At 72.1% G+C, this 14,072-nt stretch carries 12 protein-coding genes, 1 tRNA gene and 1 pseudogene; 8 read left to right on the top strand and 6 right to left on the bottom strand.

What is annotated here, in order from left to right; genetic code table 11:
* The first annotated feature begins 637 nt into the window (after positions 1 to 637).
* Entirely contained in the window at positions 638 to 1,078 is a 441-nt protein-coding gene (locus ACQPW6_RS17060) for a hypothetical protein (RefSeq protein ID WP_433890490.1), read from the top strand.
* A gap of 248 nt (positions 1,079 to 1,326) precedes the next feature.
* On the opposite strand, the pseudogene ACQPW6_RS17055 reads toward ACQPW6_RS17060, so the two are convergent.
* The 3 genes and pseudogenes from ACQPW6_RS17055 to ACQPW6_RS17045 all read right to left on the bottom strand — a co-directional run.
* A pseudogene (locus ACQPW6_RS17055) lies at positions 1,327 to 1,683 on the bottom strand (DUF6228 family protein); the annotation flags it as partial.
* Positions 1,684 to 1,839: 156 nt separating this feature from the next.
* Positions 1,840 to 1,913, bottom strand: a tRNA-Pro gene (locus tag ACQPW6_RS17050).
* Between the two features lie 12 nt (positions 1,914 to 1,925).
* The gene (locus tag ACQPW6_RS17045; protein WP_433890489.1) at positions 1,926 to 2,891 is read right to left on the bottom strand and encodes a metallophosphoesterase; all 966 of its coding nucleotides are present in this window, start codon (positions 2,889 to 2,891) and stop codon (positions 1,926 to 1,928) included.
* A gap of 154 nt (positions 2,892 to 3,045) precedes the next feature.
* Here ACQPW6_RS17045 and ACQPW6_RS17040 point away from each other — a divergent pair, with 154 nt between their 5' ends.
* Positions 3,046 to 3,504 carry a GatB/YqeY domain-containing protein gene (locus ACQPW6_RS17040; protein WP_433890488.1) on the top strand — a complete coding sequence of 153 codons (459 nt, stop codon included), beginning with the start codon at positions 3,046 to 3,048 and terminating at the stop codon, positions 3,502 to 3,504.
* A gap of 463 nt (positions 3,505 to 3,967) precedes the next feature.
* On the opposite strand, the gene ACQPW6_RS17035 is transcribed toward ACQPW6_RS17040, so the two are convergent.
* The gene (locus ACQPW6_RS17035; RefSeq protein WP_433890487.1) at positions 3,968 to 6,376 is read right to left on the bottom strand and encodes a transglycosylase domain-containing protein; all 2,409 of its coding nucleotides are present in this window, start codon (positions 6,374 to 6,376) and stop codon (positions 3,968 to 3,970) included.
* A 385-nt stretch (positions 6,377 to 6,761) separates the two neighbouring features.
* Here ACQPW6_RS17035 and ACQPW6_RS17030 point away from each other — a divergent pair, with 385 nt between their 5' ends.
* On the top strand, positions 6,762 to 7,094 hold the full coding sequence (locus tag ACQPW6_RS17030) for a WhiB family transcriptional regulator (protein WP_433890486.1): 333 nt from the start codon (positions 6,762 to 6,764) through the stop codon (positions 7,092 to 7,094).
* Positions 7,095 to 7,122: 28 nt separating this feature from the next.
* On the opposite strand, the gene ACQPW6_RS17025 is transcribed toward ACQPW6_RS17030, so the two are convergent.
* Both ACQPW6_RS17025 and ACQPW6_RS17020 read right to left on the bottom strand, forming a co-directional pair.
* Positions 7,123 to 8,481, bottom strand: coding sequence for an ArsA family ATPase (locus ACQPW6_RS17025; RefSeq protein ID WP_433890485.1), 1,359 nt, complete (start codon positions 8,479 to 8,481; stop codon positions 7,123 to 7,125).
* Positions 8,478 to 9,638, bottom strand: a complete 1,161-nt coding sequence (locus ACQPW6_RS17020) for an ArsA-related P-loop ATPase (protein WP_433890484.1) — start codon at positions 9,636 to 9,638, stop codon at positions 8,478 to 8,480. Before ACQPW6_RS17020 ends, ACQPW6_RS17025 begins: the two co-directional genes overlap by 4 nt.
* A gap of 194 nt (positions 9,639 to 9,832) precedes the next feature.
* Here ACQPW6_RS17020 and ACQPW6_RS17015 point away from each other — a divergent pair, with 194 nt between their 5' ends.
* The 5 genes from ACQPW6_RS17015 to ACQPW6_RS16995 all read left to right on the top strand — a co-directional run bounded on the left by ACQPW6_RS17015 (position 9,833) and on the right by ACQPW6_RS16995 (position 13,699).
* Complete coding sequence (locus tag ACQPW6_RS17015) at positions 9,833 to 9,997, top strand: DUF4177 domain-containing protein (RefSeq protein ID WP_433890483.1); 165 nt, start codon at positions 9,833 to 9,835, stop codon at positions 9,995 to 9,997.
* Positions 9,994 to 10,464: a RidA family protein gene (locus tag ACQPW6_RS17010; protein ID WP_433890482.1), complete on the top strand. Its 471-nt coding sequence runs from the start codon at positions 9,994 to 9,996 to the stop codon at positions 10,462 to 10,464. The genes ACQPW6_RS17015 and ACQPW6_RS17010 overlap by 4 nt, the downstream gene beginning before the upstream one ends.
* 210 nt (positions 10,465 to 10,674) lie before the next feature.
* Entirely contained in the window at positions 10,675 to 11,637 is a 963-nt protein-coding gene (locus ACQPW6_RS17005; protein WP_433890481.1) for an NUDIX hydrolase, read from the top strand.
* Entirely contained in the window at positions 11,634 to 12,467 is an 834-nt protein-coding gene (locus ACQPW6_RS17000) for an MBL fold metallo-hydrolase (RefSeq protein ID WP_433890480.1), read from the top strand. Before ACQPW6_RS17005 ends, ACQPW6_RS17000 begins: the two co-directional genes overlap by 4 nt.
* Complete coding sequence (locus ACQPW6_RS16995) at positions 12,464 to 13,699, top strand: cytochrome P450 (protein ID WP_433890479.1); 1,236 nt, start codon at positions 12,464 to 12,466, stop codon at positions 13,697 to 13,699. Before ACQPW6_RS17000 ends, ACQPW6_RS16995 begins: the two co-directional genes overlap by 4 nt.
* Positions 13,700 to 14,072: the final 373 nt, after the last annotated feature.

The raw sequence follows: 14,072 nt of genomic DNA, 5'->3' as shown, positions 1-14,072 counted from the left end.
GATCGCAAGCGTGTCCTCGTGGCGGCCAAGCACGCTGAGGGCGGAGGCCAGATGGATCCTGAGCGCCTGGGCGTCCTGGTGACCGGCGGCGAGCCGGGCTTCGTGGGCTGCGAGCGCGGTCCGCGCCGCGGTCTCAGCGGCGGCAGGGTTGAGTGCGGTGATCTGCGCCGCAGCCGCAGCCGCAGCCGCAGCCGCGGGCGCGGGCAAGCGGGTCCGCTGGGCGGTGCTCTGCCTCTCGTCTGCGCCCGAGCTTCCCGAGCAACCGCTCGGCATCCTCCGCTCGTCCCCGCGCCAGCAGTTCTGTGCCCTTCGCGAGCTCGGTGTCCTGCCGCCGTGCATTGCGGCGGCCGGCGTGGCCGGGTGACTCGCGCCGAGGGCCGTGCGGACCAGAGCTCGGCCGCGTACGGCGGTACGGGCGCGTTCGTCCGCGGTCTCGGGCGGGACGGCGTCTCATCGGGCCCCTCATTACCAGCCGACAACGTAGACAGGTCACGCAGGATCCGGGAGAACGGTTCCCGGGTCGGTCAATGCTGGTGCTGTGCCCGCATACGTTCGTCGGGTTGTTGACCCTGCCGCCCTACCGAAGGGCCGGATTAGAGTGGACATCGCGATGCGGCAGCGGCGGCTGGGAGGGCGCGTGGCGGAACTCGAGGTCGAGGTTCCTGGGCCGGAACCGGATTGGGAACGGGCGCCGGTATATCAGGGCGGGAAGCGCAACCCGGCTTTCCAGCGGGGCCTGTGGGAGTACGCCACGAGCTCGTTCCGGCTCGTGGCAGGTCTGTCGCCCTCGTTGGATGTGCTGGCCGCGCGGCTGCGGCTGGATGTCGAGCGGAGCTGGGAGGACCTGGGCTGGGTGGATGCGGCGATGTTCAGCATCCGGAAGTTCCACTTCGCGCTCAGCCGTCTGGAGGGCGGCCCTGCTCCCGACGTCTTCGTCTGGGTCAGCCGAGATCATGCCGACGTCGATGCGGCGCTTGACGTCCTGCTCGACGCTCTCGGCGTCGGCAGGGAGGCCGTCACCTTCCTGGGCGACATCGAGACCGGGTTCGTCGACATGCGAGACGGCTCGGGGGCTTGAGAGGAAGAAACACCGTGGCCTCGGCTGGCTCTGTCCGCGCGAACGGGCTCTGGCTCGACTTTCCTGAAGTCCTGTGCCCTCCAGCCCCCACGGCCCGCTCGTCCCCACGCAGCCTAGGCTCGGCGTACGCGGCGCGGACAACATCGCCGTCCACGCGGTCGGAGACGAGAAGCCTCCTCCATGCAGCCTCGGTGATGTCCTCTGCAGTAGCCGTCGCGTCCATGGGAACAGGGTGCCAGAACTCGGCTTTACCAATACGGCCTGCGGTGACCGCCCCGCCCCGCGCACTTGCCCCACCCAATTCCACAGAAGGTGAGCCGGAACCGGTTCTCGCCTGCGCAGCCATCTACCGAATTCTCGGCGCGCGTCCGGGATCTCGTGGCTACGGCCGTGACGACGAGGTACACCAGCACCTCCGTCGTCCACCGCCTGCGAACGTACCGCCAGAACGCTGGGCTCATGCGTTCATCGGTCCGTCGCGCCCGGCCGACTGGGGCGGGGCTCAATAACCGCAGGGTCCAGCGCAGGTGGACGTGTCCGCCGGCACGGAAGGTCCCTGTCAGCGCGAGATGGTTGTTGAGCCAGACCCGTTCGCCTTCCCAGCCGCGGAAGTCGCGCTACATCCGCAAGGAAGTCGCTCGGGTCGCCGACCCCATCCCCGACCAAGATCCTCTCCCAATTTTCTCCCAGAGGGGCCCCGGAACGCCGTGAGGGGCGGTCTTCCGAACCGGAAGACCGCCCCTCACCTGCAGTGTCACCAGTCGGGGTGGCGGGATTTGAACCCACGGCCTCTTCGTCCCGAACGAAGCGCGCTACCAAGCTGCGCCACACCCCGGTGCAACGTCGTTTACTTTAGCGGACGGGGGGCCGGAGGCGAAATCCGGTTTTGGGGGGTGAGGGTGAGGAGGGTGGCTTCGGGGGGGCAGGCGATGCGGACGGGGGTGTAGCGGTTGGCGCCGCAGCCGGCGGAGACGTGGAGGTAGGACGTGGAGCCGGTGGCCGTGTGGGTGGAGAGGCCCTTCACGCGGTCGGTGTCGAGGTCGCAGTTGGTGACCAGGGCGCCGTAGAAGGGGACGCAGATCTGGCCGCCGTGGGTGTGGCCGGCCAGGATCAGCGGGTAGCGGTCGGCGGTGAAGGCGTCCAGGACGCGCAGGTAGGGGGCGTGGACCAGGGCCAGGTTGAAGTCGGTGTCCGGGTCGGGGCCGCCGGCCACCGGGGCGTAGCGGTCGCGTTTGATGTGCGGGTCGTCCAGGCCGGTCAGGCCGAGCACCGGGCCGTGGTCCAGCTTGATCCGGCCGCGGGTGTTGCTCAGGCCGACCCAGCCGGCCGCGTCGAACGCGTCCCGCAGGTCGCCCCAGGGGTTGCGGATGACGCCGTGCGCGGTGTGGTCCTTGCCGTTCAGACCGTGCTGGCCGCGGGCCTTCTCCAGCAGGTAGCGGCCCGGGTTGCGGAACTTGGGCCCGTAGTAGTCGTTCGAGCCGAACACGTAGGTGCCGGGGAAGCGGAGCAACGGCCCCAGGGCGTCCAGCACTTCGGGGACGGCGGTGGGGTCCGACAGGTTGTCGCCGGTGTTCACCACCAGGTCCGGGCACAGGCCCGCCAGCGACTGGAGCCAGCGGCGCTTCTTCTTCTGGCCGGACACCATGTGGATGTCGGAGAGCTGCAGGACACGGATCGGGCGCATGCCGTCGGGCAGCACCGGGACCTCGACGCGCCGCAGCCGGAACGACCGCGCTTCGAATCCGGCCGCATAAGCCACGCAGGCCGCTGCGGTCGCCGTCACACCGAGGGGGATTCCGTATCGCGCGCGCATACGCCCATCGTGTCAGAGTCGGCGGGCCGGCGGCGCTTCGGCTGCGCTCGCTCTTCGCGCGGGTCGTGGGTCGCGGGGGTGCGGGTGGGCGCTTCGGGGTGGGCCCCGGGGTTAATGGGGCGCCGGGGCGCGCCCGGGGTGCGAAAATCGGGGCATGACCACGACGCTCAAGCAGCGGCTGAGGGACGATCTTACCTCGGCCATCAGGGCGCGCGACGAACTGCGCTCCGCCACGATCCGGCTCACCCTGACCGCCGTCACCAAGGAGGAGGTCTCCGGTACCGCCGCCCGCGAGCTCTCCGACGAGGAGGTGCTGAAGGTGATCGGCCGGGAGGCGAAGAAGCGGCGGGAGGCGGCGGAGGCCTTCGCGCAGGGCGGGCGGACGGAGTCCGCGGAGCGGGAGCGGGCGGAGGGGGAGGTGCTCGCGGAGTACCTGCCCAAGCAGCTCGGGGACGAGGAGCTGGCGGTGATCGTCCGCGAGGCCGTCGCGGAGTCGGGGGCGGAGGGGCCGCGGGGGATGGGGGCGGTCATGAAGATCGTTTCTCCGAAGGTGGCGGGGTTGGCGGAGGGTGGGCGGGTTGCGGCGGAGGTGAAGCGCCAGCTTGCTGGCTGACGCCGGTCGTGGGGGGTGTCCGGGCTGCGCCCGGGGCCCCGGCTTCCGCCGGGTTGTCGCCACGGTGCGGGTGCGCTGTGGCTGGTCGCGCAGTTCCCCGCGCCCCTTTGGGGCCTGCGGCCCCGGCTTCCGCCGCGTTGTCGCCCGAGTGCCGGTGCGCTGTGGCTGGTCGCGCAGTTCCCCGCGCCCCTTTGGGGCCCGGCCCGGCCCCGCGCTCCCGGTCCCGCGCGCCCTTCGGGCCCGGCCCGCCTCGCGCCCGCGCGGCGGAGCCGCAGGTCAGGTACAGTCCCGCGCCCCTTTGGGGCCCGGCCCCGCCCCGCGCTCCCGGCTGCGCTCGCCCCTTCGGGGCCCGTCTGGGCTCGCGGCCCGGCCCCGCCCCGCGCGGCCCCTCGGGGCCCCCGCCCCCCAAACGTAAGGGGCGCCCCCAACCGAAGGCGCCCCTTACCGCGTCAACCCACCGCCCCTACGGGCCGTTCTGGCCCGTGCCGCCCGTTGTCAGGCCGGGGAGCGAGGGGAACGGGTTCGGGCTGCCGCCGGCCGTGGTGCCGGCGTTCGTCGTCCCTGCCGTGCCCGCGGTCGTGCCCGTGGTCGTTCCGGCGGTTGAGCCGGACGTCGTGCCCTGGTTTGCGGCGCCCTCGTTTGTGGCTCCGCCGCCTGTCACCGGGGCGCCGGTGATGGGGGCGCCGGTGTTGCCCATCGTCGTCGCTCCGCCGTGGTGGCCGTGGCCGCCGTGGTTCTTGCCGTCGCCGGCGGCCGGCGGGGTGGTGGTGTCGCCGGGCGTGGCCGGCGGGTTCTGCTTCTTCGGGTCGGGCGCGTTCAGCGGCACCGTGACGAACGACTCCGGCGGCACGCCGTCGAGCGCGCCGGACATCGCGGCCTGCCAGATCGGCGCGGGGCCGTCGGCGCCCTGCACACCACCGTAGAAGTGCTTGGGGCCGATGGTGATGTTGCTCATCTCCTTGCGGTGCTTCTCGCCGTGGCCGCCCGGGTCGCCCATCCACACCGCGGAGGCCAGGTTCGGCGTGAAGCCGGCGAACCAGGCGTCCAGACGGTCGTCGGTGGTACCCGTCTTACCCGCGGTGTCGCGGTCGGGGAGGTTGGCCGCGGTGCCCGTACCGTCGTCGACCACGCCCTTGAGCATGGTGTTCAGGGTGTCCGCGGTCTGCTGCGACATGGCCCGCGAGCAGATGCTCTTCGGCACCGGCAGCGCCTTGCCCGCCGGCGACGTGACCGCCTCGATCGCGATCGGCGTGCAGTACACGCCACGGTTGGCGAAGGCGGCGTACGTGGAGGCCACGGTGAGCGGCGACACCTCGTTGACGCCGAGCGTGAGGGACGCGCCCTCGCGCAACGGCTTGCCGTCGGCCCGTCCGAAGCCGAGCTTGTCGGCCATCTTCATGATCGGGCACAGGCCGATGTCGTGCTCAAGGGCCAGGAAGTACGTGTTGATCGAGTGCTTGAGCGCGTCCGGCATCGCGTAGGGCCCGACCTCGGTCGGCATCTCGTTCTGCGTGTGGGCAGTGCTGTGAAGGGTCTGCCCGCTGCACGTCGTCACGTCGGGGTACGTCGTCTGGTACGGCGACGGATACGCCTGCGCCGGTTTGTAGCCCGCCTCCAGCGCCGCCGCCGCGGTGATCGGCTTGAACGTCGATCCGTTCTGGAAGCCGCCGCTGTTACCCATGTCCATGTTGACCGAGTAGTTGATCTGCGTCTCGTTCTTGCCGAAGCCGTACGGCTTGCTCTGGCCCATGGCGACGATCTTGCCGGTGCCCGGCTGCACCATCGTGTCGGCCGCCGCGATGACGTCCGTCTTGTAGACGTGCTTGTTGACGCTCGACAGCAGCGACGCCTGCGCCTTGGGGTCGAGCGTGGTCTTGATGGTCAGACCGCCGATGTCCCAGGTCTTGGCGCGCTCCTCCTTCGTCTTCCCGAAGGCGGCGTTCTGCAGGAACGTCTCGCGGACGTAGTCGCAGAAGAAGCCGGCGCCGTTGACCGCGGTGATGCAGCCGTTCTTCGGGCTGCTCACCTTCAGCGCCAGCGGCGCCTTCTTGGCGGCCGCCTCCTGCGCCGGGGTGATGTCCTTGAGCTGCGCCATCCGGGTCAGTACGACGTTGCGCCGGTCGATGGCCTGCTGCGCGTCGGCGATCGGGTCGTAGAGGCTCGGCGACTGCACCAGGCCGGCCAGCATCGCCGCCTGCGGGAGGGTGAGCTTGCTGGCGTCGGTGCTGAAGTAGCGCTGCGAGGCGGCCTGGATGCCGTACGCCTGCTCGCCGAAGAACGTGATGTTGAGGTAGTTCTCCAGGATCTTCTTCTTGCCGAGCTCCTTCTCGACCTGGATCGCGTACTTCATCTCCTTGATCTTGCGGCCCACGGTCTGCTGGGTGGCCTGGGCGACCTTGGTCGCGTCGTCACCGGCCTCCTCCACGAAGACGTTCTTCACGTACTGCTGGGTGAGCGTGGAGGCGCCCTGGGTGCTGCCGTCCGAGGCGTTGTTGCTCAGGGCGCGCAGGATGCCCTTCACGTCGAGGGCGCCGTGCTCGTAGAAGCGCGCGTCCTCGATGTCCACCAGCGCGTTGAGGATGTTGGGGCTCATCTGCGTGATAGGGATCACGGTGCGGTCCCGCGAGTAGACGGTCGCGATCAGACCGCCGTTGGCGTCGAGGATCTTGGAGGCCTGGCTCAGCGGTGGCGCCTTGAGCTCGCCCGGCAGATCGTTGAAGCCCGCGGCCGTACCCTTCGCGGACAGGCCGAGCGCACCGGCGGCGGGCAGGGCGATCCCTGCCAGGACCACGCCGGCGAGCACGCTGACACCGAGGAACTTGGCGGCTTGCTGGGCCGTGGTGAGCCCCCCGCCGGAACGCTTGTGAGCCATGAAGGCAGCCTACGTTGTCATTTCCCGGACGTGCGCCCAACTGTTCGCCTACTCTGTAACGGACGGGGCGCGAACGTCGGGAGCGTCACTGTCTTCCTTTGTCACTCTTGTGAGTGATGAGAACTGTCCGAATTTGGGCATATGCCGAGGGACTTGGCCCCTCCGCAGGGTGAACTGTCGAGATACGTCCGATAGTTCCGTTTTGGCGCTCGCTCACTCCGCTGGGTGATCTGCCGCGCACGCATAGTCCATTCGGGCCATGCAAGATTGGGCCTGAAAGGGCTGTTGCGCCGCGCCTACCTTCCGTAACGTCCTCAACTGGCAACGGTGAATATGCCGCTTGCCGCCGTGGGGGAGCCTCGATTCGGGAGAGGACGGCGCCAGCATGAGTAGCTGGGTAACCGACTGGAGCACGCAAGCGGCGTGCAGGACCACTGATCCGGACGAGCTGTTCGTCCAGGGTGCGGCCCAGAACCGGGCCAAGGCGGTGTGCACCGGCTGCCCGGTGCGGACCGAGTGCCTGGCCGACGCGCTCGACAACCGGGTGGAGTTCGGTGTGTGGGGGGGTATGACCGAGCGTGAACGCCGTGCGCTGCTGCGCCGCCGGCCGACCGTGACCTCGTGGCGCCAGCTGCTGGAGACGGCACGCACGGAGTACGAACGCAGCACGGGGCTGCTGCCGCTCGACGACGAGGACGACTACGCGGCTGCCGGCTGAGGCCCCGGGGGCCTACGTGGCTGTGGGCTTACGCCGCCGTGGGACGACCGTCTGCCAGCCGGTCACCGATCGCCCGCAGGCCGGGCAGATCGTGCACGTCGCCGGGCAGCGCCGTCACGTCCACCATCGGGACCTCCGGGTGCACCGACACGAAACGGTCGCGGGTCCTTCGTTCCCGCGCGACCACCTGCATGCGTTCGGCGTGCAGGCGCAGCAGTCCGGCAGCGAGCCGTTCGGTTCGGGCCTGCGGGCCTCCTTGTGTGCGCTCCTGGGCAGCCGGATCAGCGGGATCAGCCGAATCAGCCGTACTGTCGGGGGTACGGCCGGGGTTCCGGGAGTCAGCCTTCCCGTGCGGTAGATCCACAATGCGGCTGTCTTCGAGTTTTTCCGCTTCGGCGTCGCGGGAGCCTTCGTCCGCGCCCTCGTGTGCGTCGTCCGCGTCGTCGGCCGCGTCCTCCAGCGCCTCGGCGGCGGCCAGCGCGCGTTCCGCGGTGAGCTGGGCGGCGCCGCTGCCGTGCACCCGGTTGAGCACCAGGCCGGCCAGCGGCATGTCCTCGGCGGCCAGCCGCTCCACGAAGTAGGCCGCCTCGCGCAGCGCGTCCCGTTCCGGCGCGGCGACCACCAGGAACGCCGTGCCCGGCGCCTGGAGCAGCCGGAACGTGGCGTCGGCGCGGGTGCGGAAGCCACCGAACATGGTGTCCATGGCGGCCACGAAGGTCTGCACGTCACGCAGCAGCCCGGTGCCCATCACCTTGCTGAGGGTGCCGGTCATCATCGACATCCCGATGTTCAGGAACTTCACCCCGGCCCGGCCGCCGACCTTCGCCGGCGCCATCAGCAGCTTGATGAACCGGCCGTCCAGGAACGAGCCGAGCCGCTTGGGGGCGTCGAGGAAGTCGAGCGCGCTGCGGCTCGGCGGGGTGTCGACGATGATCAGGTCCCAGGCGTTCTGGGCCCGCAGCTGGCCCAGCTTCTCCATCGCCATGTACTCCTGGGTGCCGGCGAATCCGGCCGACAGCGACTGGTAGAACGGGTTCTCCAGGATGGCCCTGGCACGTTCGGGGTCGGAGTGCTGCACGACGACCTCGTCGAACGTCCGTTTCATGTCGAGCATCATCGCGTGCAGGGTGCCGCCGGCCGACCGATCAATTCCGGCCACCTCGCGCGGGGTGTTGTCGAGTTCGGTCAGCCCCATCGACTGGGCGAGCCGGCGGGCCGGGTCGATGGTGAGGACGACCGCGGTCCTGCCGCGCTCGGCCGCCCGGACGCCGAGCGCCGCCGCGGTGGTGGTCTTTCCGACGCCGCCGGAGCCGCAGCAGACGATGATCCGGGTCTTCGGGTCGTCCAGCAGCGGGTCGATCTCCAGCAGGGGGCTCTCCAGGCTCATCTGTCTCCGACCTCGGGTCCCTCGTCGTCGGTGTGGCCGTCGTCTTCCTGAGCGGCCGCGATCCGGGCCGCGTCCGCGTCCAGGCCGCCCTCGTCGGGGATGTCGGCGAGGCCGCTGTCCGGCAGCGGGACGGCCGCGGCCTGCTTGCGCAGGCTGTCGGCGAGCCGGTAGAGGCCGCCGAGGTCGACGCCGTCGCTCAGCAGCTCCAGCTCGCGCACCGGCAGGCCGAGCCCGCCGATCTCGGCGCGCTGCTCGCGCTCCAGGACGACCCGCTCGGCGTGCTCGTGCGCCTGCGCGAGCAGCGGATCGACCAGCCGCTCGGCCACCCCGCCGCGCCTGGCCCCGCCGAGGCCGGCCTGCGACAGCGCCTTGGCGACGGCGGTACGGCGCTTGGCCTGTCCGTTGCCGCTGCCCGACGGAGGGCTGCCGACCGCGGCCAGTTCGGCGTCCGACAGCAGGACCGGACGCAGCATGTTGACGATGACGGCGCCGACCGGCAGTCCGGCGGCGCGCAGCTCGGCGACGCCGTCCATGGTCTCCTGGACCGGCATCTCCTCCAGCAGGGTGACCAGGTGGATCGAGGTCTGCGCGGACTTGATCACCCGCATCACGGCCTGCGCCTGGTTGTATATCGGCCCGACCCTGGCCAGGCCGGCCACCTCGTCGTTGACGTTCAGGAACCGGGTGATCCGGCCGGTGGGCGGGGCGTCCAGCACCACGGCGTCGTAGACCGGCCAGCCGGCCTTGTCCTTGCGGCGGACGGCCTCGCAGACCTTGCCGGTCAGCAGCACGTCCCGCAGGCCGGGTGCGACGGTGGTCGCGAAGTCGATCGCGCCGAGCTTCTTCAGGGCCCGGCCGGCCCGGCCGAGCTTGTAGAACAGGTCGAGGTAGTCGAGCATCGCCAGCTCGGCGTCGATGGCGAGCGCGTGCACCTCGCCGCCGCCGGGCGCCGACGCGATCTTCCGCTCCGCGTACGGCAGCGCCTCGGTCTCGAAGAGCTGGGCGATGCCCTGCCGCTCCTCGACCTCCGCGAGCAGCACGCGGCGGCCCTCGGCCGCGAGGGCGAGCGCCAGTGAGGCGGCGACCGTGGTCTTTCCCGTGCCGCCCTTGCCGGTCACGATGTGCAGCCTGGCGGCTGATGACTGTTGAGGGCTCACCCTTGGGAGCCTAACCACTGATGGGGTGGGATAAGCGGGTGGATGGCTGTTCGGGTGGCGGCGCGCGGGGGAGGGGGTGCGGCGGGGGCGCTTCGCGCGGGGCTGGCGGGGGCCGGCGCGGGGGCGTCGCGGGTGACTGATCGGGGGTGGCGGGGTGGCCGTTGGGGCGGCGGCGGAGGCATTACAGTCGCCGTATGGCTACGAAGTGGGAATACGCGACCGTGCCGCTGCTGGTGCACGCGACGAAGCAGATCCTTGACACCTGGGGCGAGGACGGCTGGGAGCTGGTCCAGGTCGTGCCGGGGCCGAACAACTCCGAGCAGCTGGTGGCGTACCTCAAGCGGGAGAAGCAGGCATGAGCGGGGGCGCTGTCGCGGCGCGGCTGGCCGAGCTGGGGCTGACGCTGCCCGCGGTCGTACCGCCGCTCGCCTCCTACCAGCCCGCGGTGCAGTCGGGCAGGTACGTGTACACCTCCGGCCAGCTGCCGATGGTCGACGGCAAGATGCCCGCCACCGGCAAGGTCGGCGCGGAGATCACGCCCGAGGCGGCCAAGGAGCAGGCCCGTACGTGCGCGCTCAACGCGCTGGCGGCTGTCGCCTCGGTCGCCGGCGATCTCGACCGGATCGCCCGCGTGGTGAAGGTGACGGGTTTCGTGGCCTCCGCTCCCGACTTCACCGGCCAGCCGGCTGTGGTGAACGGGGCGAGTGAGCTGCTCGGCGAGGTGCTCGGCGAGAAGGGCGTGCACGCGCGGTCCGCCGTGGGCGTGGCGTCCTTGCCGCTGGACGCGGCGGTCGAGGTGGAGATCCAGGTCGAGCTTTCCGAATAGCCGGCCGCGAGCGGCCTCCCGCCGTGGGTGGCCGAGGGCGAAACGTGGCCCTGAAGGGGCGCGGGGAACTGCGCGACCAGCCCACCACCGGCGGGCAGCCGAAGGAACAGACCTGGGGTAGCCGGGGCGCAGCCCCGGCCGCCGGCGGGCAGCCGGGGAAGAGGCCGGCGGGGGTCGAGCAAGGGGAGTGGATGCACGTAGCATCCGGACATGAGCATCAACGCGTCCGGAGTGCCCGCCTCGTGGCCGGAGCGGATTCGGGCGCTCGCGCGGGGGGAGCTGACGGCGGTGGTGCCGCGGGCCGCGGCCACCGTGTTGTTGCTGCGGGATCGCGACGGGGGCGGGACCGCCGTTCACCTGCTGCGGCGGCGCGCCTCGATGGCCTTCGCCGGAGGCGCTTACGCGTATCCGGGCGGTGGGGTGGACGCGCGGGACGAGCGGCCGGTGCGCTGGGCCGGGCCCGGGCTGGACTTCTGGGCGGCGGCGCTCGGCGTCCCGGCCGAACGCGCGCAGGCCGTGGTGTGCGCGGCGGTGCGCGAGACGTTCGAGGAGTCGGGCGTCCTGCTGGCCGGGCCGGACGGCCACACCGTTGTGGCCGACACCACCGCCGACGACTGGGAGGCCGACCGCGCCGCCCTCGCCGCCCACGAACTCTCCTTCGCCGACTTCCTGGCCCGCCGCGACCTGGTGCTGCGCTCTGACCTGCTGGGTCCGTGGGCGCGCTGGATCACCCCGGAGTTCGAGGAGCGCCGCTACGACACCTGGTTCTTCCTCGCCGTGCTGCCGCCCGGCCAGCGCACCCGCGACGTGTCGGGCGAGGCGGACCGTACGGTCTGGCTGCCGCCGGCCGAGGCGGTGGCCGGCTACGACCGCGGCGAGATGGTCATGCTGCCGCCCACCATCAGCACCCTGCGCGACCTGCTCCCCTACGGCTCCGCCGCCGCCGCGCTGGCCGCCGCCCCGAGCCGCGACCTGACCCCGATCCAGGCTCGCGCCGCGATCGGCGCCGACGGCACCGTGCTGCTGAGCTGGCCGGGCCACGACGAGTTCACCAAGGTCGTCCCGCGCGCCCCGCGCCCTGCACCGGCCTCGCGGCCGGCCGACGCCCCTCGCCCGGGCGGGATCACCGGACGCGGTGTGGACCCGCGGCGCGGCGGGGACGTGCAGCCGTGACCGCCGGGACCCCGCCGGGGCAGCCCCGCGACGTCGTCGGCGGCCGGGCCACCGCCCGCGCGCTGTGCGTGCTCGCGCCGAACCCCTCGCCGATGACCCTGGACGGCACCAACACCTGGATCGTCTCCGAGCCCGACTCGCCGCTGGCGGTCGTCATCGACCCCGGGCCGCTCGACGAGGCGCACCTCGCCCGGGTGGTCGCCACCGCGGAGGAGGCGGGCAAGCGGATCGCGCTGACCCTGCTCACCCACGGCCACCCCGACCACGCCGAGGGCGCCGCCCGGTTCGGCGAGCTGACCCGCACCCAGGTACGGGCGCTGGACCCGGCGCTGCGGCTCGGCGACGAGGGGCTGGCCGCGGGCGACACCGTGACCACCGGCGGCCTGGAACTCCAGGTGATCGCCACCCCCGGGCACACCGCCGACTCGCTCTCCTTCCATCTGCCCGCCGACAGCGCGGTGCTGACCGGCGACACCGTGCTCGGCCGCGGCACCACCGTGGTCGCGCACCCCGACGGCCGGCTCGGCGACTACCTGGACTCGCTGCGGCGGCTGCAGACCCTCACCGTGGACGGCGGCGTGGACACCGTGCTGCCCGGCCACGGCCCGGTGCTCGCCGACGCCCGCGGCGCCGTCGAGTTCTACCTCGCGCACCGCGCCAACCGGCTCGCCCAGGTCGAGACCGCCGTGGAGTCCGGACTGCGCACCGCCCACGAGGTCGTCGCCCGCGTCTACGCCGACGTGGACCGCACGCTGTGGCCCGCCGCCGAGCTCTCGGTACAGGCCCAACTCGTCTACCTGCGAGAACACGGACTCATCGACCTGCCATGAACCACATCGCCCCCTCTCCTTCCCTGCCGCCCTTCGCCCCCTGGTCGGAGACCTTCGTCGCCGACCCGTACCCGGCCTATGACGCCCTGCGCGCGGCCGGCCGCGCGCACTGGTTCGAGCCGACCCGGCAGTGGCTGATCCCGCACCACGACGACGTCAGCGCCCTGCTGCGGGACCGCCGGCTCGGCCGCAGCTACACCCACCGCTTCAGCCACCAGGAGTTCGGCCGGACCGCGCCGCCGCCAGAAAACGAGCCCTTCACCACCCTCAACGGCAACGGGCTGCTCGACCTGGAGGCCCCGGCGCACTCCCGGATCCGCCGGCTGGTCGCCAAGGCCTTCACCCCGCGCACGGTGGAGCAGCTGGCCCCCACCGTGGAGCGGCTCGCCGCCGAACTCGTCACCTCCTTCCACGCCGACGGCGGCGGCGACCTGCTGGCCCGGGTCGCCGAGCCGCTGCCGGTCGCGGTGATCGCCGAGATGCTGGGGGTGCCGCCGGCCGACCGCGGGCTGCTGCGGCCCTGGTCGGCGGCGATCACCGGCATGTTCGAGCTGAACCCCACCGAGGACACCGCCCGCCGCGCGGTCGCCGCCAGCGAGGAGTTCTCCGGCTATCTGCGCGGACTGATCGCCGCCCGCCGCACCGACCCCGGCGAGGACCTGATCAGCGCGCTGATCGCGGTCCAGGACGACGGGGACACCCTCAGCGAGCAGGAGATGATCTCCACCTGCGTGCTGCTGCTGAACGCCGGCCACGAGGCCACCGTCAACACCACCACCGTCGGCTGGCTGACCCTCTTCCACCACCCCGAGCAGCTGGCCCTGCTGTCCGAGTCGCCGGACCGGCTGCGCGACGGCGTGGAGGAACTGCTGCGCTACGACACCCCCTTGCAGATGTTCGAACGGTGGGTACTGGACGACATCGAGGTCGGCGGCACGGTGATCCCGCGCGGCTCCGAGGTCGCCCTGCTCTTCGGCTCCGCCAACCGCGACCCGGCCCGCTTCCGCGACCCCGACCGTTTCGACGTCACCCGCCCGGCCGCCGACAACCGCCACCTCACCTTCGGCGCCGGCATCCACTACTGCCTGGGCGCCCCGCTGGCCCGCCTGGAGCTCAGCGCCTCCTTCGGCCGCTTCCTCCGCCACGCGCCCGGGATGCGGCTGCTCGCCGAGCCGCGCTGGCGGCCTGGCTATGTGATCCGCGGGGTGGAGGAGCTGCTGGTCAGTTGGTGAGGCGTCGCCTCCGGCGCGGTCGCGTGAGACCCGGTGCGCCGGGGCCTTTCGCCTTCAGCCGGCGGCGCGCCGCCACAGCCGGGCGCGAGCGGCCACCCGCCGTCGCGGGTCCGGTCCTTCCCCGTCCGCGCGCCGGTGGGGGCTTGTCGCGCAGTTCCCCGCGCCCCTGGTGAAGCCGGGACCTGCGCTGGTCGCGCCCGCGCAGGCGGTAGCCGCACATCGACAGCGGCCCCCGCGGCCTCCGGGTGAAGCCGGGACCTGCGCTGATCACGCCCGCGCGCCCGGGGCGTGCGCTGATCACGCCCGCGCAGGCGGTAGCCGCACATCGACAGCAGCCCCCGCGGCCTCCTGGTGAAGCCGGGACCTGCGCTGA

The sequence above is a fragment of the Streptomyces sp. CA-111067 genome (genome assembly GCF_050956065.1).
Taxonomy (GTDB): Bacteria; Actinomycetota; Actinomycetes; order Streptomycetales; family Streptomycetaceae; genus Actinacidiphila.
This window is presented reverse-complemented; position numbering and strand designations above follow the sequence as displayed.